This window comes from Streptomyces nodosus (assembly GCF_008704995.1).
Classification (GTDB): Bacteria; Actinomycetota; Actinomycetes; order Streptomycetales; family Streptomycetaceae; genus Streptomyces; species Streptomyces nodosus.
On record NZ_CP023747.1, the window covers coordinates 7,008,516 to 7,028,540 of the forward strand.

Annotated in this window: 18 protein-coding genes and 2 pseudogenes; 7 read left to right on the forward strand and 13 right to left on the reverse strand. The window is 68.6% G+C overall.

What is annotated here, in order from left to right; genetic code table 11:
• Positions 1-77 precede the first annotated feature (77 nt).
• The 7 genes and pseudogenes from CP978_RS31165 to CP978_RS36490 all read right to left on the reverse strand — a co-directional run bounded on the left by CP978_RS31165 (position 78) and on the right by CP978_RS36490 (position 4,558).
• On the reverse strand, positions 78-1,190 hold the full coding sequence (locus CP978_RS31165) for an NAD(P)-binding domain-containing protein (protein ID WP_079162415.1): 1,113 nt from the start codon (positions 1,188-1,190) through the stop codon (positions 78-80).
• Between the two features lie 42 nt (positions 1,191-1,232).
• A pseudogene (locus CP978_RS31170) lies at positions 1,233-1,448 on the reverse strand (alkanesulfonate monooxygenase); the annotation flags it as partial.
• A 31-nt stretch (positions 1,449-1,479) separates the two neighbouring features.
• Positions 1,480-1,626, reverse strand: a pseudogene (locus tag CP978_RS31175) (alkanesulfonate monooxygenase); the annotation flags it as partial.
• Position 1,627: 1 nt separating this feature from the next.
• On the reverse strand, positions 1,628-2,671 hold the full coding sequence (locus tag CP978_RS31180; RefSeq protein WP_043446435.1) for an ABC transporter substrate-binding protein: 1,044 nt from the start codon (positions 2,669-2,671) through the stop codon (positions 1,628-1,630).
• A 72-nt stretch (positions 2,672-2,743) separates the two neighbouring features.
• Positions 2,744-3,499 (reverse strand): ABC transporter ATP-binding protein, encoded by a 756-nt coding sequence (locus tag CP978_RS31185; protein ID WP_043446438.1) that lies wholly within the window; start codon positions 3,497-3,499, stop codon positions 2,744-2,746.
• A complete protein-coding gene (locus CP978_RS31190) occupies positions 3,472-4,350 on the reverse strand; it encodes an ABC transporter permease (protein WP_043446440.1) in 879 nt (292 codons plus the stop codon). The genes CP978_RS31185 and CP978_RS31190 overlap by 28 nt, the downstream gene beginning before the upstream one ends.
• A 121-nt stretch (positions 4,351-4,471) precedes the next feature.
• A complete protein-coding gene (locus CP978_RS36490; RefSeq protein ID WP_359862571.1) occupies positions 4,472-4,558 on the reverse strand; it encodes a putative leader peptide in 87 nt (28 codons plus the stop codon).
• A gap of 122 nt (positions 4,559-4,680) precedes the next feature.
• On the opposite strand from CP978_RS36490, the gene CP978_RS31195 reads away from it, so the two are divergent.
• The gene (locus CP978_RS31195; protein WP_043446444.1) at positions 4,681-5,103 is read left to right on the forward strand and encodes a YjbQ family protein; all 423 of its coding nucleotides are present in this window, start codon (positions 4,681-4,683) and stop codon (positions 5,101-5,103) included.
• Positions 5,104-5,297: 194 nt separating this feature from the next.
• Here CP978_RS31195 and CP978_RS31205 read toward each other — a convergent pair whose 3' ends face one another.
• Positions 5,298-7,886, reverse strand: a complete 2,589-nt coding sequence (locus tag CP978_RS31205; protein WP_079162416.1) for a DEAD/DEAH box helicase — start codon at positions 7,884-7,886, stop codon at positions 5,298-5,300.
• Positions 7,887-8,044: 158 nt separating this feature from the next.
• Between CP978_RS31205 and CP978_RS31210 the strand changes: the two genes are divergently transcribed.
• From CP978_RS31210 to CP978_RS31225, 4 genes are all read left to right on the forward strand, one after another.
• Positions 8,045-11,035 (forward strand): DEAD/DEAH box helicase, encoded by a 2,991-nt coding sequence (locus tag CP978_RS31210; RefSeq protein ID WP_227745550.1) that lies wholly within the window; start codon positions 8,045-8,047, stop codon positions 11,033-11,035.
• A gap of 279 nt (positions 11,036-11,314) precedes the next feature.
• Positions 11,315-11,818 carry a GNAT family N-acetyltransferase gene (locus tag CP978_RS31215; protein WP_043446448.1) on the forward strand — a complete coding sequence of 168 codons (504 nt, stop codon included), beginning with the start codon at positions 11,315-11,317 and terminating at the stop codon, positions 11,816-11,818.
• Between the two features lie 144 nt (positions 11,819-11,962).
• Positions 11,963-12,202: a transposase gene (locus tag CP978_RS31220; protein ID WP_227745551.1), complete on the forward strand. Its 240-nt coding sequence runs from the start codon at positions 11,963-11,965 to the stop codon at positions 12,200-12,202.
• Positions 12,181-13,368, forward strand: a complete 1,188-nt coding sequence (locus CP978_RS31225) for a cytochrome P450 family protein (RefSeq protein ID WP_043446453.1) — start codon at positions 12,181-12,183, stop codon at positions 13,366-13,368. The genes CP978_RS31220 and CP978_RS31225 overlap by 22 nt, the downstream gene beginning before the upstream one ends.
• Before the next feature lie 51 nt (positions 13,369-13,419).
• Here the strand turns inward: CP978_RS31225 and CP978_RS31230 are convergent, their stop codons facing one another.
• Together CP978_RS31230 and CP978_RS31235 are read right to left on the reverse strand one after the other, a co-directional pair.
• The gene (locus tag CP978_RS31230; RefSeq protein ID WP_227745552.1) at positions 13,420-14,109 is read right to left on the reverse strand and encodes a hypothetical protein; all 690 of its coding nucleotides are present in this window, start codon (positions 14,107-14,109) and stop codon (positions 13,420-13,422) included.
• Positions 14,110-14,181: 72 nt separating this feature from the next.
• Positions 14,182-14,724, reverse strand: coding sequence for a helix-turn-helix domain-containing protein (locus tag CP978_RS31235; protein ID WP_227745554.1), 543 nt, complete (start codon positions 14,722-14,724; stop codon positions 14,182-14,184).
• 203 nt (positions 14,725-14,927) lie between these two features.
• Here CP978_RS31235 and CP978_RS31240 point away from each other — a divergent pair, with 203 nt between their 5' ends.
• Both CP978_RS31240 and CP978_RS31245 read left to right on the forward strand, forming a co-directional pair.
• Positions 14,928-16,841 carry a helix-turn-helix domain-containing protein gene (locus tag CP978_RS31240; RefSeq protein WP_043446457.1) on the forward strand — a complete coding sequence of 638 codons (1,914 nt, stop codon included), beginning with the start codon at positions 14,928-14,930 and terminating at the stop codon, positions 16,839-16,841.
• Between the two features lie 762 nt (positions 16,842-17,603).
• Positions 17,604-17,807, forward strand: a complete 204-nt coding sequence (locus tag CP978_RS31245; protein WP_043446461.1) for a hypothetical protein — start codon at positions 17,604-17,606, stop codon at positions 17,805-17,807.
• A gap of 63 nt (positions 17,808-17,870) precedes the next feature.
• On the opposite strand, the gene CP978_RS31250 is transcribed toward CP978_RS31245, so the two are convergent.
• The 3 genes from CP978_RS31250 to CP978_RS31260 all read right to left on the reverse strand — a co-directional run bounded on the left by CP978_RS31250 (position 17,871) and on the right by CP978_RS31260 (position 20,001).
• On the reverse strand, positions 17,871-18,683 hold the full coding sequence (locus CP978_RS31250) for a hypothetical protein (RefSeq protein ID WP_174498699.1): 813 nt from the start codon (positions 18,681-18,683) through the stop codon (positions 17,871-17,873).
• A gap of 144 nt (positions 18,684-18,827) precedes the next feature.
• Positions 18,828-19,568, reverse strand: coding sequence for a class I SAM-dependent DNA methyltransferase (locus tag CP978_RS31255; protein ID WP_150478342.1), 741 nt, complete (start codon positions 19,566-19,568; stop codon positions 18,828-18,830).
• Between the two features lie 43 nt (positions 19,569-19,611).
• Positions 19,612-20,001 carry a DUF5997 family protein gene (locus CP978_RS31260; protein ID WP_043446464.1) on the reverse strand — a complete coding sequence of 130 codons (390 nt, stop codon included), beginning with the start codon at positions 19,999-20,001 and terminating at the stop codon, positions 19,612-19,614.
• Positions 20,002-20,025 lie beyond the last annotated feature (24 nt).

Consider the following 20,025-nt stretch of genomic DNA (forward strand, 5'->3'; position numbering starts at 1 on the left):
CCGGACGGCGAGACCCGGTGGCGAGGAGAGCGAGCCCGGGACCGTGGGGTCAGGTGGCGACACGAGCGGCACGGGGCTCAGGCGACGTTCTCCACGTTCTCCCGGTCCGGTCCGCCGACCAGGAGCCGCCGGATGTCCCGTACGGCGGCACGTCCTGCCCGGTTGGCGCCGATGGTGCTCGCCGAAGGGCCGTAGCCGACCAGATGGATCCGCGGGTCGGAGACCACCCGGGTGCCCTCGACCCGGACACCCCCGCCCGGTTCACGCAGCCGAAGCGGCGCGAGATGGCCGATCGCCGCCCGGAAGCCGGTGGCCCACAGGATCACATCGGCGTCCACATGCCGCCCGTCGTCCCACTCCACGCCGTCCGGCACGATCCGATCGAACATCGGCTGCCGGTCCAGAACACCGTCCGCGACGGCCTGCCGGACCGCGTCGCTGAGCGGCAGCCCGGTCACCGAGACCACACTCTGAGGCGGCAGTCCCCGCCGCACCCGTTCCTCCACGAGCGCCACGGCCGCCCGCCCCACCTCCTCGGTGAACGGGCCCTCACGGAACACCGGCGGACGCCTGGTCACCCAGGTCGTCGCGGCGGCGTACGGGGCGATCTCCATCAGATGCTGGGTACCGGACGCACCCCCGCCGACCACCACCACCCGCTGCCCGGCGAACTTCTCCGGCCCGGGATACTCCGCGGTGTGCAGCTGCCGCCCCCGGAAGGTCTCCTGACCGGGGTAACGGGGTCGGAACGGCCGGTCCCAGGTGCCCGTCGCATTGATCAGCGCCCGTGCGGTCCAGGCCCCGGCCGACGTCTCCACGAGCAGCCGCCCGTCATCGCCCTCGCGCACGGCCCGCACATCCACGGGCCGCCGCACCCGCAGATCGAAGGCGCGCTCGTAGGCGTCGAAATACGCGCCGATGACCTCGGACGACTCACGCGCCGGATCCGCGTCCGTCAGCTCCATACCGGGCAGCGCATGCATCCCGTGCACCTTGCCGTAGGTCAGCGAGGGCCAGCGGAACTGCCAGGCGCCCCCGGGAGCGGGGGAGCGGTCGAGCACCACGAAGTCGCGGTCCGGCCGGAAACCGGTGCGCCGCAGGTGATAGGCGCTGGACAGTCCGGCCTGACCAGCGCCTGTGACGACCACGTCGACGTCACGTACTCCGTCATGTACCCCGATGTCGTTCACGCTTCCACCAACCACACCGGCGCCAGGGATCTTCCCCGGCGGTCAGCGCCCGCCCGCGACCAGGAGCGGGGCGCCACTTTCCGTCGCCGGTGCCTGGAGCAGCCCCCGGGCCGCCCGCTCAGGGATCACGCCCTCCCCGAACCAGTACGCCCCGACCTCCGCATGGCTGCCGACGAGCGCCGTGCCCGCGCCGCCCCGCACCAGCCCCACGCCCGCCCAGAGATTCGGATACATCTCCAGCCCTCCTCGAGCGGAGCCGGCGGCCCGGGGGGAGGAAACACGTTCAGCAGATCTGGGTCAGATACTCGATGTCCGGCGGACGCACCCCCCGGACCCGCGAGGCGCCGCCGAGTTCATCGGGCGCGTACGCATGGCGGTCCACCAGGGTGCGCCCGTCCCCGCCCGTGGGCAGGAACCAGTGGACGCGGACGGTCATGTCAGGACTCCTTCGCGATACGGGGCGCGGAGGTCGAGGGCGGCAGGTTCCCGTTGAACCGGGTGGTGACGAAGGCGGCGAAATCCACCGTGCGCGGGATGAGCCCGAGGGCGACGAAGGTGTCCGCGATCTGCTGCTCGGAGTCGATCAGCGGCTGGTCCACGGCGACCGCCACCCGGGAGGCGTTGGTGCGTCTCACCGAAGCCAGCGCCACCTCGTACGGCAGACCGGTGTCCTTCGCCCACACCTCGGCCCATGCCTCGGGGTGCGCATGGACCCAGTCCTGGGCCCGTCGCAGCCGCCCCAGATAGTCCTTGACGGCGGCGGCCTTCCTCTTGTCCTTCAGGGAACTCGGCGCCGCCACCTGGAAGGAGAGCCCGTTGGTGATGCCGTCGCCGGTCGTGAGCACCCGGCCCTGCCCGGCCTGCAGGACCTGGGAGGTGTACGGGTCCCAGACCGCCCAGGCGTCCACCTTGCCGCCGGTGAACGCGGCCAGCGCATCGGCCGGCTGAAGGTGTTTCACCTTCACATCGCTGAGCTTCAGCCCGGCCTTCTCCAGCGAGGCGATCAGCTGGTAGTGCGCGGACGAACCCTGGGCGACGGCGATGGACCTGCCCTTGAGCTGCGAGGGTGCGGTCAGTTCCGAGTCCTTCGGTACGAGGATGGCGTCGCCCTTGGAGGTGCCGTGCCAGGCGGCCACCACCGTGATCTTCGAGCCGGCGCCCGCCGCGAAGACCGGCGGCGTGTTGCCGACGCCCCCGATGTCGACGGCCCCGGCGTTGACGGCCTCCAGCAGCGGGGGTCCGGAGGTGAAGGTGGACCACTTGATCGTGTAGTCGAGATGGTCCAGTTCCCCAGCGGCGTGCAGGACGGCCTCCGAGCCGCCCTTCTGGTCACCGACGTCGAGGGTGAGCGAGCCCCGGCCGTCGGTGCCGCCACGGGTCGCGGCACCGGCCGCGGAGTCGGCTCCGCAGGCCGTGAGCAGCAGGGAGAGGGACAGCAGGGACAGGGCCAGCAGGGTGGTCGGGACCAGTCGTCGTCGCATGGCGGATCCGTTCGTGTCCTTGGAATGGGGGCTTGCGCACCGGGAATCGGCGCAGCAGGGCGAGGCGAGTGTTCAGGCCGCCTCGGAGACCGATGCCACACCGAGACGCTCCAGAAGCCCGGCGCGCAGCTCGGCGAAGGCGGGCCCGATGATGTCGCGCGGGCGGTCCAGGCCGACCGTCGTCTCATGGGCGATGACACCGCCGTCCATCACCAGGACGCGGTCGGCGAGCAGCACCGCCTCCTCGACGTCGTGCGTGACCAGGAGCACAGCACAACCACGGCGCTGCCACACCTCACCGACCAGGCGCTGGGCCTTGATCCGGGTGAGCGCGTCCAGCGCGCCGAACGGCTCGTCGAGCAGCAGCAGATCGGGCTCGCGCACCAGGGCACGGGCCAGGGAGACACGCTGCGCCTCACCGCCGGAGAGCGTCCTCGGCCAGGCGTTGGTGCGACGGCCGAGCCCCACCTCGTCCAACACCCGTTCCGCGACGCCCCGTCCGGGCTTGCCGGGCAGGCCGAGCAGCACATTGCGCCACACCTTCTTCCACGGCATCAGACGGGGTGTCTGGAAGGCCACCGCCCTGCGGCGCGGGACGAGAACGGTGCCCTCGATCTCCCGGTCCAGGCCGGCGAGTATGCGCAGCAGCGTGGACTTGCCGCAGCCGCTGCGGCCCAGCAGGGCCACGAACTCGCCCGGTCGCACCTCGAGTCGGAGGCGGTCGAGAACGGCCCGCCCGTCGAAGGAGCGGGTGAGCCCCTCGACTCGTACGACAGGTGCCGGGGTCGTCTCCCCGCCGGTCACCGGCCCGTGAATGTCGGTCGCCATCGCAGCAACAGCCTTTCGAGGGAGCGGACCACGAAGTCGGCGAGCAGACCGAGGAAGGCATAGACGATCAGACAGACCACGATCACATCGGTCCGCAGAAAGTCACGGGCCTGCACCATGAGGAAGCCGATCCCCGTGTCCGCGTTGATCTGCTCGGCGAACACCAGCGCGAGCCAGGCGATGCCGAGGGAGAAGCGCAGGCCCGTCATCGCGCCGGGCAGCGCACCCGGCAGGACCACATGCCGGACCAGCCCCCGGCGCGAGAGGCCGAGCGACTCGCCCGCCTCGATCAGCCGGGCGTCCACTCCGCGGATGCCGGCGTAGATGTTGAGATAGAGCGGGAACGTCACGCCGAGAGCGATGATCGCGGTCTTGGGGGCCTCGCCGATGCCGAACCAGATGATGAACAGCGGGATCAGCCCCACGAACGGGACCGTCCTGAGCATCTGGAGGGCGGGGTCCACGAGGTCCTCGCCGATGCGGAACAGGCCGGAGACCAGCGCGAGTCCGGTGCCGACGAGAGCGCCGATCAGCAGTCCGACCGCGACCCGTTGCAGTGAGGTGGCCATCGCCGAGGGCAGTGAACCGTCGGCGACGAGATCACCGGCGACCCGTACGATCCGGCCGGGCGGAGCGAGTACATCGGAGGGCAACGCGCCTGTGGCGCTGAGGAGTTGCCAGACGGCGAGCAACAGGACCAGCCCCAGGGCGCGGCGCAGCCAGCGGGGGACCCGGGCGCGTCGGGCTGAGGCGGGGACGAGGGATTCGAGCTCGGGCGGGACGTTCTCGGCCCGGGACTCGACCGAGATGTCGGGTGACGGGGTGCCGGGTGGTGCCTGGCTGATGCTCAAGAGTGCTCCCTGAGGAGGTGAGCGACCGTGAAGGGACACGCCTGGGCGCCCCTGCGTCAGAGGCACGTGACGGGTGCGGAAGGGCGCACGAAGGCGAGGAGGGAGAAAGGCGAAGAGAGCGTCAGAGGCCGCGGCGACAACACGCGGCGGAGGCCACCCGCAGCAGGTCGACATGACCGCGCGTGGTGAGCAGGACTGAACGCGACATGCCGGTGAACGTAGCCAGCGGGCCCGCGCCCGGTCAACGGTGTCTCGCGGACTGGACCCTCGGTACCACCGGGCGGACGGTCGGCCGGATGCGGGCACGCGTGCATGGGCGAGGATGGAGACATGCCCGATTCCTTCAGCACCCGCGTCCTGGACATCACCTCCGGTTCCACCGAGACGGTCCTCGATCTCACCCGGGACTGCGAGGCCTTTCTCCGTGAGGTGGCGGGCGGCAGGGACGGCCTCCTGAACGTCTTCGTGCCCCATGCCACGGCCGGTGTGGCCGTCCTCGAGACGGGCGCCGGCAGCGACGACGACCTGCTCGCCGTCCTCCATACGCTGCTGCCGGGCGACGACCGCTGGCAGCACCGCCACGGCAGCCCCGGCCACGGCCGCGACCACGTCCTTCCGGCCTTCGTCGCCCCCCACGCGACCCTGCCGGTCATCGGCGGCCGCCTGGAACTCGGGACCTGGCAGTCGGTGTGCCTGGTGGACACGAACAAGGACAACCCGAACCGTCAGGTGCGGCTGAGCTTCCTCGGCTGACCAAGATCGTTCGCGGGGGCCGTGCCGCCCGTAAAGCCGGCGACGTCGTCCGCGGAGCGTCAGCGGCAGAACGTGTTCACTGCCGCCGCCTCAGTCGGCGCGCACACTGTCGGCTGGGCGGACGACTGGGAGGCCTCGGGCGCCACCGACCCTGTGGATAGGCCGACTGTGGCCGGCTCCGTGTCTCGCGTCCTTCAGCCGCCGCTGAGGAGGCGCTCGCGCTCGGCCGCCACGATCTCCCGCGCCAGCTCAGCGTCTGTGATATCGAACGCTTCCGGGGCGCTGTCGGCGGTTTCAGAGACGCGGGCAAACTCCGCGAAGAGTTGGTTCTTGCGCGCCAGGATCTCGATGATGCGCTGGTCGACGCCCTCTTCGGAGAGCAGGCGATGTACCTGTACCGACTCCAGCTGCCCCATCCTGTGGGAGCGGCCGATGGCTTGCCATTCGGTCGTCGGCTTGAGCTGGGGCTCGCAGATCACGACGACCGATGCCGACTGAATGTTCAGACCGACGCCGCCTGCCACGATCTGCGCGACGAGGACTGCCCCGTGGTGGGCTTGGGAGAACTCATCAACCATGCTCTGTCGCCTCGCGGCGGGAACGGAGCCGGTAAGGGGCCCGAACACCTTCCCCGGAAGGACCGACGCCACTTCGTCGAGGACGTCACGGAAGTATGAGAAGACCAGCACCTTGCGCTCGTTGTCCTCTGCCTCCTGGACGATGTCGATGAGGCGCCGCATCTTCTCGGACTTGGCGCCGGCTCGTAGCGCGGCCTGGCGCATGGCCATGAAGTTGCCCTCGATGACAGCCGCTCGGTAGTGCTGCTCGTCGGCGCTGGACATCGGCATCCACTCGTCGACTTCGAACCGCTCCGGGAGCTCGGTGAGGACATCTTCCTGATTGCGCCGCAGGTAGGCCGGTGCCACCTGCTTCCGGAACTGGCGAGGAGCGATTTCCGAGGCACTGACCGACAGGTCAGGCCGGAGGTAGCCGACGAGATTGCGGAATTCCTCGATCCGGTTCTCCAGCGGGGTGCCGGTCAGTAGGATCGCTCGCTCCGCGCTCTTGATCAGGGCCGTGGAGCGCCGGGTTCGCTGGGCGTCCGGATTCTTGATGTAGTGCGCTTCGTCGAACACCAGGCACGCAAGCTCGACGCCTTCGGGGATCCGGCCTTCCAGCCAGCCGAGGATGTCGTAGGTGGTGATCGCGACTCCACCGTTTCGGATCCAGGACTTCAGCGCGTCGTCGCGACCGGGCCCGTGCAGGCGATACGCGCGCAGATCGGACTTGGCCCGGACTTCGCGCACCCAGTTGGTCACGACAGCGGCTGGACACACGACCAGGAAGTGGGAGGAGCCCTTGGCGCGCAAGTGGGTGAGTACGGCGAGTGACTCGACCGTCTTTCCCAGGCCCATCTCGTCGCCGATGATGACCTTCCGTTGCACGATCGCGAAGCGGGCACCGAATGACTGGTATCCACGAAGGGACGCCTTCAGACGGCTGGTGTCGAGCTTGAGTTCCCTGACCGCGTCGACGATTTCGGTCGGTAGGTCGCCGTGGCTCTTCTCGGCGTCGTCGGCCAGGAATCCGAGCTCCGCGAGCATCGCGTAGTAGTCGGCCGGGCGGGCGATGAAATCCTCCCAGGGATCACCGCCTGCGGCGTCGTCCCCGTCGTTGAGCATCGCCCCGCGGCGCTGTACGGCCACCAGCGCGGTACGCAACTCGGCGACGGTCCGAGCCTGGGGGACGAGAACCACGTGGGAGGTCTTGGAATCAAGGCTTTGGAGGAGCGGCCGAACCGCGTCGGCGGCAGCGAGGTCGGCTGTCGCGCTGTGGATCGAGCGTGCCGCGGCCCAAGCCCGCATCGCCTTGAGGAGCTTGGTGGTGTCGCGGGACCGGTTCTTGATGTCGATCCGGACCGGCATCTCGTCCAGCGTGGTCTGCCAGATGGTGCGTGCGGCGCCGACCATCCGGTTGCCCGTCGTCTCACCGACTCCGGGGAACGATCGAATCCGTGATTTCTGGTCGAGGACCTGTTGCACGTTCCGGATCCCGGCATCGAGCAGCGCCGTGATGCGCAGTTGGCCGCTGGTCGCGTCCTTGAGCCGCTCAACGGGCATTTCGGTGACCAGCTTGCGAGTCTCGGCCTGTCGGACGGCATCGGCGGCGGTATTGACTGCCGTTCTGAACTCGTCCTCGCGTTGTAGGGCCTGATCGATCGCGCTGATCGCGGTCCTGGTGACGTCCAGTTCATGCCGCTCGACGAGTTCGGCTCGGCCGCCGAGGAGCTGGGCGAAGCCGACCGTGTCATCGAGGATGGCCGAGATCCCGGTTGGGGGGACAGCCTTCCTGTCCCATGCTGCCAGGCCTTCCAGCTCGGTGACGAGCCGGGTGCTGGTAGCCCGCTCGTGGAGGGATATCAGGTATGTCGCAGCTTGCCCTGCTTCGTCCTTGCGGCTTTTGCTCGACCATATCCGGCGGGCGCCGAACAGCGCCCGGACGGCCGTCAGCGCCCGGCCGGCGTCGTTGGTCAACTGGTGGATGCCCTGCCGGGCATTGGTCGTGAGAGCCGGAAGAGCCTGGCGGCAGGCCAGGGAGGTCACCAGGCCGACATCGGACGGCGAGACCTGAAGTGCGCGCCATGGGGTGGTGGCTCCGGTCCCGGGGGAGGCCACTCGGCCGAGGAGCTGTCTGGCGGCGCCTTCCGCCGCTGCGTCGACGGTGTCACGTTCTGCGGCGATCCCCGCCGCGAGCTTGCGCCACCCGCTGACTTGCTCCACCACACCACGAAGGTGCTGACGTTCTTCTCGCTCCATTGCCCCCGCCGACTCGCATGACCTCTGCGAAGATTAGCGACCCCGGTTGACGAAGTCGACGGGATCATGAAATCGCCGGAACGTCCGAGTAGCGTTCGCAGGCTGTCAACCAGGAGGTTCTGCACGTGCTGCTCGAGGAGCTCAAGCCGGGTCTGCGGATCGACGGACTCAAGCCGGCGGAGGTCGTCACGGTCGTCGCCGCCCAGTGGCACGGTGCGAACGCGCTCGAGCTGACCTACAAGACCGCCGCGGGCGGCCTCGACCAGCGGGTCGTCTTCCGGAAGGACGAGGACAAGCTGAGCGTCGCCCGCAGCGGCAGTCGCGCCTTCGACGCGAACGCAGGTGACTTCAAGCTGGTCGCCGAGGCTCAGCGGATCTCACTGGCCGGTCTGTTCGACCCGATGCTCGCCGTGGCGACCAGCGACGTTCAGCCGCTCCCGCACCAGATCCGCGCCGTGTACGGCGAGCTCATGCCCCGTACACCACTGCGCTTCCTGCTCGCCGACGATCCGGGCGCAGGAAAGACAATCATGGCCGGGCTCTACATCAAGGAGCTCCTGCTGCGCGATGATGTCAAGCGGTGCCTCATCGTGGCTCCGGGAGGCCTGGTCGATCAGTGGCAGGACGAGCTCTTCTTCAAGTTCGGCCTCCGCTTCGACCTGCTCACGAACCAGCTCATCGACTCCCAGCTCCATCTCAACGTCTTCGAGACCAACCCGCTTCTGATTGCTCGCATGGACCAGCTCTCTCGTAACGAGCACCTGAAGGCGCAGCTTCAGGAGACGGAGTGGGACCTGATCGTCGTTGACGAGGCGCACCGCATGGGTGGCCACTACTTCGGTGGCAAGGTGGAGAAGACGAAACGGTTCCAGCTCGGCGAGATGCTCGGCGAGATCACTCGCCACCTGCTCCTGATGACAGCGACCCCGCACTCGGGAAAGGAGGAGGACTTCCAGCTCTTCCTCACCCTGCTGGACCGTGACCGGTTCGAGGGCAGGCAGAAGAGGAGCGTCGACGTCAGCGGGATCATGCGGCGCATGATCAAGGAAGACCTGCTCACCTTCGAGGGCAGGAAGCTCTTCCCCGAGCGCATTGCGGAGACCGTCCCCTACGAACTCACGGCACTTGAGTACGACCTCTACGAGGACGTCACCCACTATGTCCGCGAGGGGATGAACCGCGCCGACCGCATCGGTGGCAAACGCAAGAACACTGTCGGTTTCGCGCTTACCGTTCTGCAGCGACGTCTGGCCTCCAGCCCCGAGGCGATCTACAGGAGCCTCGTGCGGCGAGCCGAGCGCCTGGAGCGCAAGAAGCAGGAGATCCTCAACGGTACCTGGCGCGAGAGCATGCCCACCATCGGCCTCGCCGACTTCGACCATGACGACCTCAGCGCCGAAGAAATCGAGGAGACCGAGGAGGAACTCCTCGATGCCGCGACGGCGGCGCGGACGGTCGACGAGCTCAATGTCGAGCTCATCGAGCTGAGGGCGTTGGTGAAGACGGCGCAGCGGGTCCGAGAGTCAGGTACGGACCGCAAGTGGACCGAGCTGTCCGCCCTCCTCCGGGACCACGCGCTGGTGACAGACGCCGATGGCCGGCCTCGGAAACTCATCATCTTCACCGAGCACCGCGACACGCTCCACTATCTGCAGGGCAAGATCGGGTCGCTTCTGGGCAAGCCCGCTGCCGTCAGGGCCATACACGGCGGCGTACGCCGGTCCGAACGGCGGCAGATCACCGAGGAGTTCACCAAGAACCGCGACGTTCAGATCCTGCTGGCCACCGATGCCGCCGGCGAGGGACTCAACCTGCAGGCCGCACACCTGATGGTCAACTACGACCTGCCCTGGAACCCCAACCGCATCGAGCAGCGCTTCGGCCGCATCCACCGCATCGGGCAGGAGGAGGTCTGCCAGCTCTGGAACCTCGTCGCCTCCAACACCCGTGAGGGCGAGGTATTCACGCGCCTGCTGGAGAAGCTCGACCAGATGCGCGAGACGTACGGCGGGAAGGTCTTCGACGTCCTGGGAGAGGCGTTCGCCGAAACCCCGCTGCGGGACTTGCTGCTCGATGCCATCCAGTACGGTGAGCAGCCGGATGTCAAGGCCAGGATGTACGAGGTCATCGACACCACCGTCGGAGACGGCCTCAAGGGCCTCCTGGACGAGCGTGCACTCGCTTCAGAGCACCTCTCGGATGCCGATCTTCGAGCCCTGCGCGCCGCGATGGACGAAGCCCGCGCCCGGCGTCTTCAGTCGCACCACATCGAATCGGCCTTCAAGGAGGCCTTCACCCGGCTCGGCGGCCGGATCGTCAAGCGCGAACAGGGGCGTTACGAGATAACCAACGTGCCCCAGCACATTCGCTCGGCAGGCAACGGACCGATTGCCACCAAGTACGACCGCGTCACCTTCGACCTCAGCCACGTCCAGCCTGACGACCGCGCCGAGCTTCTCGCCCCCGGCCACCCGCTGCACGACGCCGTCATGAGCGAAACCATCCGGAACGTCGGGGGCGCCCTCAACCAGGGCACCGTGCTCGTCTCAGCCACCCTCGAAGAACCGCACCTCCTCGTCGGGGTTGTCGAAGAAGTCGCGGACGCCACCGGTGAGTCGGTGGCCCGGCGTTTCGCCTACGCCCACGTCGACAGCCACGGCACCGTGCACCCGGCCGGCCCCGCGCCCTACCTCGACTGCGCCGCGGCGCCCAAGGGCGCGGCGACCGACATCGCATGCGGACTTCCCTGGCTCGCAGACGCCGAAGACAAGGCAACCAGCTGGATCATCGCCAACCAGCTTCCCGAATACCTGGCCGAGGTCCAGCCCCGTCGCCTGGCAGAGTTGACCAAGACCCGGGAACTGGTGACCGAGCGCCTGACCTCGGAGAGCGAGCGGCTGCTCCTCGACGCTGCGGCGGCCTCCGAGAAGGAACGGAGGGGCGAGAAGCCCAAGGAGTCCTCCGAGAGCCTCCACCGCAAGGCTGTCGAGCTCGATGTACGGCTTCGGAAACGTCTCGCACTGCTCGACCAGCAGCAGCTGATGTCGACGAAGCCACCGCAGATCCTCACCGCGGCGCTCGTGCTCGGCGTTTCCGATCTGCCCTTGTGCAAGTGAAGATCGCTTCTGTGCGCGAGGAGGGCGTGAAGCGCGGCGGTACTGCGGTTCGGGCTGATCCTCAACAGGGAGCACCCGCCCCCGGCGCCCGAGTTCGGCGAAGACGCGCTGGGCAGGGACGCGGAGCCTGGCGAGGGCGGCGTTGGCCTACTTCTCCCAGCCGTTGTGTCCTGGCCCCTCGGGTGATCGCGGGCCCTGCCCTGCATGAGAGCGGGGCCTGGCGGTGTGCGGGGAAAATCCAGGAGAGCGGACGGCCGCGCGCTGCTACGGTCGGGCGCCATGAGCTGGCTTCCCGATGACTTCGTCCACCCCGTCCTGGTACCGCTGCCGGGCGGTGGTCATCACCTGCGGCCGATCCGGGAGGCGGACACCCCGCTCGACCATCCGGCTGTGATGGGTTCGCGCGAGCGGCTGTGGACCATCTTCGGCCCGGCCTGGGGCTGGCCCGCGGCCACCATGACCTACGAGGCCGACCAGGCCGACCTGTTGCGGCACGAGAAGGAGATCGCCGCCCACCAGTCCTTCAACTACGCGCTGTTCGACGCGGCGGAGACAGCTCTGCTCGGCTGTGTCTACATCGACCCACCGGAGAGGGCCGGCGCGGACGGCGAGATCTCCTGGTGGGTGGTGGACGAGCTGGTGGGCAGCAAGGTCGAGCAGGCCCTCGACGCGCTGGTGCCGCAGTGGATCGCCGCCGACTGGCCTTTCGAGCAGCCGCGCTTCCTCGGCCGCGAGATCTCCTGGTCGGACTGGCTCGCCCTGCCGGAGCATCCCGACACGTAAGTGGTTGTTGCACGTACCGATCTCGAAGGCTGTCGATCGAACGGAGTCTCGATCGGGTGACTGCGGCGGTTTCCGCGCGTGAAAGCAGGGTCTCCTGGTAGCTCGGGGGTGCGATCCCAGTCCCAGTGGTTCCCGGAGGCCCCGTTGTCTTTGTTGTACGTGCCGGCCTGGTTCCAGGGGCGGGGTGTACGGCCCGAGGGCTACTGCCACCGGCAGCTGTCGGACGCGATCCGCTACCTGGTCGCGGGCGGGATCTCATGGCGGGCGATGCCCGCGGACTGCCCCGCATGGGCCCGGGTCTACGCCTTCTTCCGCCGCTGGCGCGAGCACGGGGCGCGGTGCTGCCCCAGTAGGGTGACGGCATGGATCTTGCTGACGACTTGATCACTGACCCGTACGGCGGCTACGAGGTATTGCGGAGCACGTCGCCGGTGCACCGAATCCAGGGGCCGGACGGGCAACCGGCCTGGATTGTGACCCGTTATGAGGACGTGCGGGCCTGGCTGGCCGATCCGCGTCTGTCGCTGGACAAGAAGCATGCGCGGGAAGGCAATTACCACGGTCTGCAGCTGCCGCCGGCTCTCGATGCCAACCTGCTGAACATGGATCCGCCGGACCACACGCGGCTTCGGCGGCTCGTGGGCAAGGCCTTCACGCCGGGCCGCGTCGAGCAGCTGCGAGCGTCGATCCGTGCGACCGCCGACCGGCTCCTGGACGTGCTGGGAGAGGAGGGCAGCGCCGATCTGATCGCCGCCTACGCGGCGCCGCTGCCGATCACGGTCATCTGCGAGCTGCTGGGCGTTCCCGGCGAGCGCCGCGGCGACTTCCGCGGGTGGACGCAGGCGCTGATCGCTCCGGACCCGAACGAGCCGACGGCTGCCAAGGAAGCCGTCGTCGCCATGCTGCAGTTCTTCGGCCACCTCGTCGCGCACAAGCGGCAGAGCCCGGAGGACGATCTGCTGTCCGACTTGATCGCGGTCCGGGACGCGGAGGACGACCGGCTGTCCGAGGACGAGCTGATGAGCCTGGTCTTCCTCATTCTGTTCGCCGGGTTCGAGAACACCGTGCAGCTCATCGGCAATGCGGTGTGGGCGCTGGTGCAGCACCCCGAGCAGCTCGCCGCGCTACGCAAGGATCCCTCGAAGATCCCGGCGGCTGTGGAGGAGCTGTCCCGCTACGAGGGACCCGCGCTGCTGGCGATCCGCCGCTTCCCCGTCGAGGACATCACGATCGGTGGGGTGACCGTGCCGGCCGGGGAGACCGTACTGCTGTCGCTGTCCTCCGCCAACCGCGACCCCAACCGGTTCATCGATCCGGACCGGCTGGACATCGAACGGGACGCCGGCGGGCATCTCGCCCTCGGCCACGGCATCCACTACTGCCTGGGCGCGCCGCTGGCCCGCACCGAGACCGAGATCGCGCTGCGCGCGCTGCTGGAGCGCTTCACGCATCTCGAGGCGGACGGTGATGCCCCGAACTGGCGTCGCTCCCTGCGCGCCCGGGGCCTGAAGGAGCTCCCGGTGCGCTACCGGGCATGTCTGTCCGCGTGAAGGTCTGGCACTGAAAGCCTGTGGTCCTGCTCGATGAGCGGGACCACAGGCTCAGTCGGCAGCGAGTGCTTTCTTCTGCCGGAGCCGTTCTCGCAGGACGCCGATCATGGGAAGTGTCAGACCGGTGAAGAGGCACAGGACGGCCATCCCGGCCAGCGCCGGACTCAGCGCCTGTTCAGCCTGCAGCGACCAGGGAGCCCCCAGGGTGTAGGTGAGGATGTAGCTGCCCTTGGAACAGGCGTACGCCATGCCCAGGACCGCGGCCGCGGCGGACAGGCCGAACCCGGTGCCGCTCCAGGGCCGGATGCCCCAGTTGCGGCGCGCCGTTCTGCCGCACATGAACGCGAGTTCACCACAGGTGATGAGCACATAGGAGAGGTAGATCAGCAGGTAGGTGGAGACCTTCGGGGCACCGGCGTAGGAGGTGGTGAACTCCACGTCGGGCCCGTTGGTGGCCAGGAAGAGCGGCACCATGATCGCCAGGTAGACGACCGCGGCGAAGCCGCGCTGGAATATTGCCGAGCGCAGGTACTCGGGGCGGTAGGCCAGGTCCACCATGGTGACTTGGAGGAAGGCGCACCACAGGATGGCGCAGATGTGCGCGATCAACTTGGCCACGTTGTCGATTCCTGTGACGCTCTCGGTCGCCTGTGCGACGGTCGGCACCGCGAAGAGAACTCCCAGCGTGCACACGCCGAATGCCGATGCGATGGCCCAGGTGGAGACACGTGGATTGCCCACAGCTCTCCGTGTGCAGAGTGCAGTGACCACCAAGCCGGCCACGGTGCACGTCCCGAAGACTATGCCGTCCACTTAAAGCCCTTCTAAGGAGTCTGCCGCATACTCTGCGGCCTCTCTGCTGCTTCGCCGACGGCGCCCGCGTCCGGGTGCCTCCGTCGGCTCTTCCTGGGAAGGAGGAGCTTCTTCCGTTGCGTCGTCACGGCGTTGTACTGGTTCGAGTCCTTGCTCGGCGCGACGGCGCTCCAACTCCGCGACGACGTCGTCGAGCGCGCTGTGGGACAGGCCGCTGAGCAGCGCGAGGACATGCCGCGCGCGGGGGTCCTCGAAGGTCTGCAGGGCCTCGAGGTCGCTGTAGGCATGATGGGGGAGCAGGTAGGCCGGCGGGACGCCCAGTGCCTTGCACACCGCCACGACCGTGTGCGCCGTGGGGTTGTCCTGGCTGCCATTGGCCAGCTTGTTGACCGAGGCATGGGAGACGGATGCATGGTCGCCCGGAAGCGCCTCGACGGCAGCGGACAGGGAACGCGACGTGTACGGGCGGCCTCCGGCGTCCCGGCGGGAGGACATGAGGGCCGTGAGCTTCTCCGCCAGCGAGGGACGACCGATGCGCCTCATGGCACATCACGGCAGCCGGGCGTGGCCCGTAGGGTGCCCACTTGATATCTGCTCACAACCGTGTCTCTCTCTGCTTCCACGTCTTGTGTACTTTAATTGACAGACCTGTACACGCCAAGGCAGGATCACGAGCACGATCGATAACCCTGTGCTGTGTTGTGCGTACAGGTCGTGAGGCCCAGCCCGCTCCAAGGAGTGTCCCCATGCCGACACTGGGCTCCCTGCCCGCAGACAAGCCCGAACTTGAACTGACATTGGTTGCGCCCGGCTCTGCCCCCGCTGCCTCCAGGGAAGTCACCGGCGTGCTGACCGTGACCCCCGAGCTGCTGCTGGAGGGCGGAGTGCCTGCCACGCTGCCCGAGGGCTCGCTCATCCTGATCACCGGTGCCGACTCATTCGTCCTGCGGGGTCGCATCACCACGGTCCTGGACCTGTTGCTGAAGCGGATGAGTCGCGACGCCAGTGTCGGGCTCGTCGTGCGTGTCGCGCCTGGGGCGCGCCGGCCTTTCCCCCAGGCCGTGGTCGACGAGGCGGCGCGGCTGAGCATCCCCCTACTGATCACCACCGCCGCCGCCGAGACATGGGAGGGCGTGCACGAGGAGATCCAGCGACTGCGCCTGACGCTGGCCGAGCGGCGCGCGACCCAGCTCGGCGCGCTGGTGCAAGAACTGCCGACCCAGCTCGCCGACCCGCGGGCGCTGCAGCGCATCGTTGACTGGCTGGCCCGCGTCCTCGAGGCGCAGGTCCTGGTGAGCGAGCCAGAACGCGTTCTCGTCGCGGCTCCTGCCACCGCTGCCGAGCACCTCGCGCAGGCCGTCATCCGTCAGTCCGTCGACGGAGCCACCGCGCAAGGGGCCTGCGGCCCGCACACCCAGCTCGTCTCCCTGTCCCCCGTCTCGGCCGCCGACACCGTGCTGGCCGTCGCTCGGCGCACCCCCTTCGACGAGGCCGACCTGAGACTGCTGCGGTACGCGGCGAAGCTTCTCGGCCTCGTGGATCAGGCGACCCGGGAGTATCGCGCAGCCTCCGACGCGTCCCGGGCCGCCCGCACTGCCGCCTTCGAACTCCTCCTGGACGGCGAGGTCGCCAAGGCGAGAAGAGTCATGGCCAACCTGGCCCCGGGCCTTCTGGAAGCCGAGACCGCGCGGGTGTTCGTCATCGAGACGCAGCCCGGGCGGCAGGACGCCACCGTCCGCCGCTGCGATGCTGCCATGGGCCGACACTCAATCGTGGTCAGCGACCGGAACAACGACCGTCGCGTCCTGATCGCACACCCGATCCCGGCGGGCCACGACATCAGCAGCGCAGTCTCCGACGAACTCACGAGCCTGGTTCATGCACTTGGGCCCCACTGCTCCCTGGGAGGCAGCGGCATCTACTCCATGGGGCTGCTCGCCGACGCGTTGCACGAGGCGATCACCGCTCAGAAGTTCGCCGCCCTCCAACCCGACTCGGTGGCTCTGTCCGTACACGCCTCCGAACTCGTCACCCTGCTGCCGCAGCCGGAAGCGCAACACTGGGCCCGCTACCTGCTCGTGCCGTTGATGGAGGATCCGGGGCAGTGGAGGTCCGTGCGCGAAGCCCTGCCGACGGCGCTCGCTCACCCCTACACGGTGGCCGCTCGCCGGCTGCAACTGCACCGCAACACGATCCAGCGCCGCGTCGCACGAGCTGCCGAACTGTTACGCATGAACCTCAATTCAGTAAGTGACCGCATCGCTGTCGCTCTGGCCATGGAGCTGGTCACGCAGCGCGAGGCCTCGGCCCCGCCGCACCCGCCCACCTCCGGCGCCCCGCGGCTGACGCAACTGCTGGCCGCACCGCAGGTACGAGCCTGGTCCGAGACCCTGCTCAAGCCTGCTCAGGAGGACCGGCGCGATCTGCTGACCACCGCGCAGACGTGGCTGAGCTTCGATACGCACGTGGAGCCCGCCGCGCGCCAACTGGAACTCTCCGAGGTGACGGTCCGCTCCCATCTACGCGCTCTGGAAAAGCACATGCAGCGCGACTTCAGGACGCTGACCGGGGTACGCGACCTGATGTTCTCGCTGCACGTGGTCGAGGGACGCCCCATCACCACCTCCGATCAGCAGTGTGAGCCCTTGCGCGCCGCCTGACGATCCACGCGAGATGGAACTGCCTTCCGCCCTTTGCGGAGTTGTGGGTTCGCAACCGAAGGAGACGGGGTGTGCACGCCCGTCAACACCTGAAAGAAGAAGGTGCACGGCCGCGTTGGAATGACGCGAGATGGTGCATCGCCGATAGGGTCGGCCAGTCAGTTTGTGCAGGCTTGCCGTGGCGTCACAGCGAACACATGCTTAACGTTATCGATGCACGCCGGGAATCGAAGGTCAACGAGGCTTCAGCACCAGCGCTCATGGGCACGAGGCGCCGACAAGTCAGCGGCGATCCGGCTCTGGTGAACAGCGGACGATCCGCACCGATCTCTTTCCCGGCCTGTCTCGGCCAAACCGGAAATGCAGCGCCCTCCAGACCCCAGCCAGTTCAAGCCGCAGGAGCAACCCACCCATGGCTGACCAGGAGCCAAGTCCTTTACGTTTCGCTTTCCGCCTCCCGGGCTTCACCTGGGAACAAGAGCGCGATGCCCGCCTGTCCCACTTCATCCGCACGTGCCTGACCCATGTGAATGCGACAGGCTGCACCGACGAACGGAGATGGGCGGCCGGCGTCGGTGACGTCTTCGCGGAGTGGGACAAAAAGCGGGTCCTGTCCGACAACGACCCCTCCAGCTCGCAGATCAACGCCCTGGGGTGGGCTCTGCGCTGCATAGCTCGCAGCGCATGGCGCGACGCACCCGGCTGGGAGGACAGCTTCCATCCCCGAGCCACGAGCCCGGAGACTGCCTCGGAGCCCCACTCATGACCGCTTCTGCCCTTCACTACGAGCACCCCTGGATCGGCCGGGACGTCGAGGACACCGCGACCGGCAGACGCGGAACCTTGCGAGCCATCGCTCCCGATGGCGACAGGCCCCGCCCGGTGGCTTGGCTCCTGCCGTCCGGTGGAGGCAAGGAGTGGACCACCGACCCGGAGGTCCTTGCCGACCCCGCCCCGGTCACGTAGGACTCCCGGCCGTGTTGTTCACAACCACCGCCGATGCCGACGCCGGGGACCGACCGGCGACGATCAGGACGCCGGAGGATAACTCGGGGCGAGTGAGGGGGACAGCGGAGCCAGCGATGCGCACAGTGAGGTCGGGAAGGCGGGCTCCTTGCGCTGCACGTCCTGGCAGCCTCCGGCCGAGGTCCGGATGATCGGCTCCCAGCCCGACTTCTTCGCCCGGAAGAACCAGCGGTCGCCGAGCCGGGACGAACAGCCAGGCTCCGTCGAGCCGGCGCAGGCCGGGCCGGTGCGCCAGGAGAAGTCCAGCACCAGCCACTTCCCGTCGCACTCCTCCGAGCTCCGGTAGGTGTGCGCGGGCGCGCCGATCGCCATCAGCGCCTGATCGTAGGAGGCGGCGGTGCAGCCGGTGGCCGGCGGAGTGCAGCCCAGCTCCCCGCACAACCGCAGCGCGGGCGGCTCGGCACCGTCGGCGGTGAAGAGCGTGTAGTTGTCGACGATCACGTTCCGGTCGCCCAGGGCCTCGGGCAGTCGGACCTTCACCGTGGCCGGGCTCTCCTCGGTGCATCCGGAGGCCCTGTCCCCGGACGGCGAGGTGAAGGTGATCTGCACCCGCACGACGTCCGTCATCGGGTTGGTGAGCACTGCCTTGAGCTTGCGCACACATGCGTGGGCGCCACTGGGCACCTGGGTGTCGAGCAACAGCGTGCGGCGGTCGCCGCTGAGACGGACCCCGGTGACCGTGGAAGGCTGCATCGTGGTCCACGGGATCGGCTCGGTCGCCGCCGGCAAGGGTGCCCGCCCGTCCCCCTCACCGGCCACCTGTGTCCCGCACGCGCCGAGGACCAGCACCGCAACGGCGCAGAGCAAGGCGGCCACGGCCGCTCGACGTGTTCCACCTGATCGCAAGAGCGCCCGCCCCCCAGCACCGCACCGACGTTTTCCCCGCGCCAATATACGGCTGCGGCCGGGGAGGTCAGTTCAGTGGCGCGACCAGGAGGCGGGAGCGATGCGGGGACGGTCTCAGGACGGCTTGCGCCATACGGAGATGTGCTTCGCGGAGTCCTGGACGAACGGTGCCCCGTCCCAGTCCGCGACGCGTCGTTCCAGGTCGAGCCCAGCGATCCGGGCCATCAGGTCGAGCTCGGCCGGCCACGCGTACCGGTGCCGGGAGTTGCTACGGCGGTAGCGGCCGTCCTCGCCGTCGCGGGTGAGGTGGTTCGAGACAAGGATCTGGTCCACCAGGTCGAAGGTGTCGAAGCCGAGGTGCCGCTCGGAGACGTCGAAGGGCACCGCGACCTGCCCGGGCGGCAGGAACCGCAGTGGCGGCACGCCCAGCTCGATGACGAATCTGCCGCCGGGTGCCAGATGGCGTGCGGCGTTGCGGAAGCACTCGACCTGTTCGTCCTGGGTGAGCAGATTCGTGATCGTGTTGTAGAGGAGATAGACCAGGGTGAACTCGCCGGGAACGGCGGTCGTGGCCATGTCCCCGATGACGACCGGGAGGGTGTCCTCGTCGATCTTGCGGCGCAGGACCGCCGCCATGTGCTCGGACAGTTCCACGCCCACGACGGGAACGCCGCGCTGCCGGAGCGGGACGCCCACCCGGCCGGTGCCGACGGCGAACTCCAGTGCCCGGCCGTCCCCGGCGAGTTCCGCGAGGAAGGCGACAGTCGGTCCGAGCACGGGGGCCGAGGACATCTCGGTCTCCTCGGCGTCGTAGCGCTCGGCGGTTGCACGGCTCCACAGCTCACTGCTCGTCATGGCCGGCTACCTTGCCGGGCGAGGGGCGGTGCTGTCGACGTATTTATGCCTGCGCGGCGCGTTCGGCGTTCCGCTTCTTGATGCGCGCCGTTTCCTTGCGGACGTCCGCCTGGGTGGCGCGCTCCTTCTCCAGCCACTCGGGCCGTTCCTGCTTCAGCGCCTCGATCCGCTCGGTGGTCAGAGGCTCGGTGATCCCGCCGCGCGCGAGACCCGCGATGGAGACGCCCAGCCTGGCCGCGACCACCGGGCGGGGGTGCGGGCCGTTGAGGCGCAGGTCCCGCAGCCACTCGGGCGGATCGGCCTGGAGCTCGTTCAGCTCGGCGCGCGAGACGACCCCCTCCTGGAACTCGGCGGGGGTGGCGGGGAGGTACACACCCAGCTTCTTCGCCGCGGTGGCGGGCTTCATCGTCTGGGTGCTGTGCTGCGACTTCATGGGGTCCAGACTATCGGCCGGGTG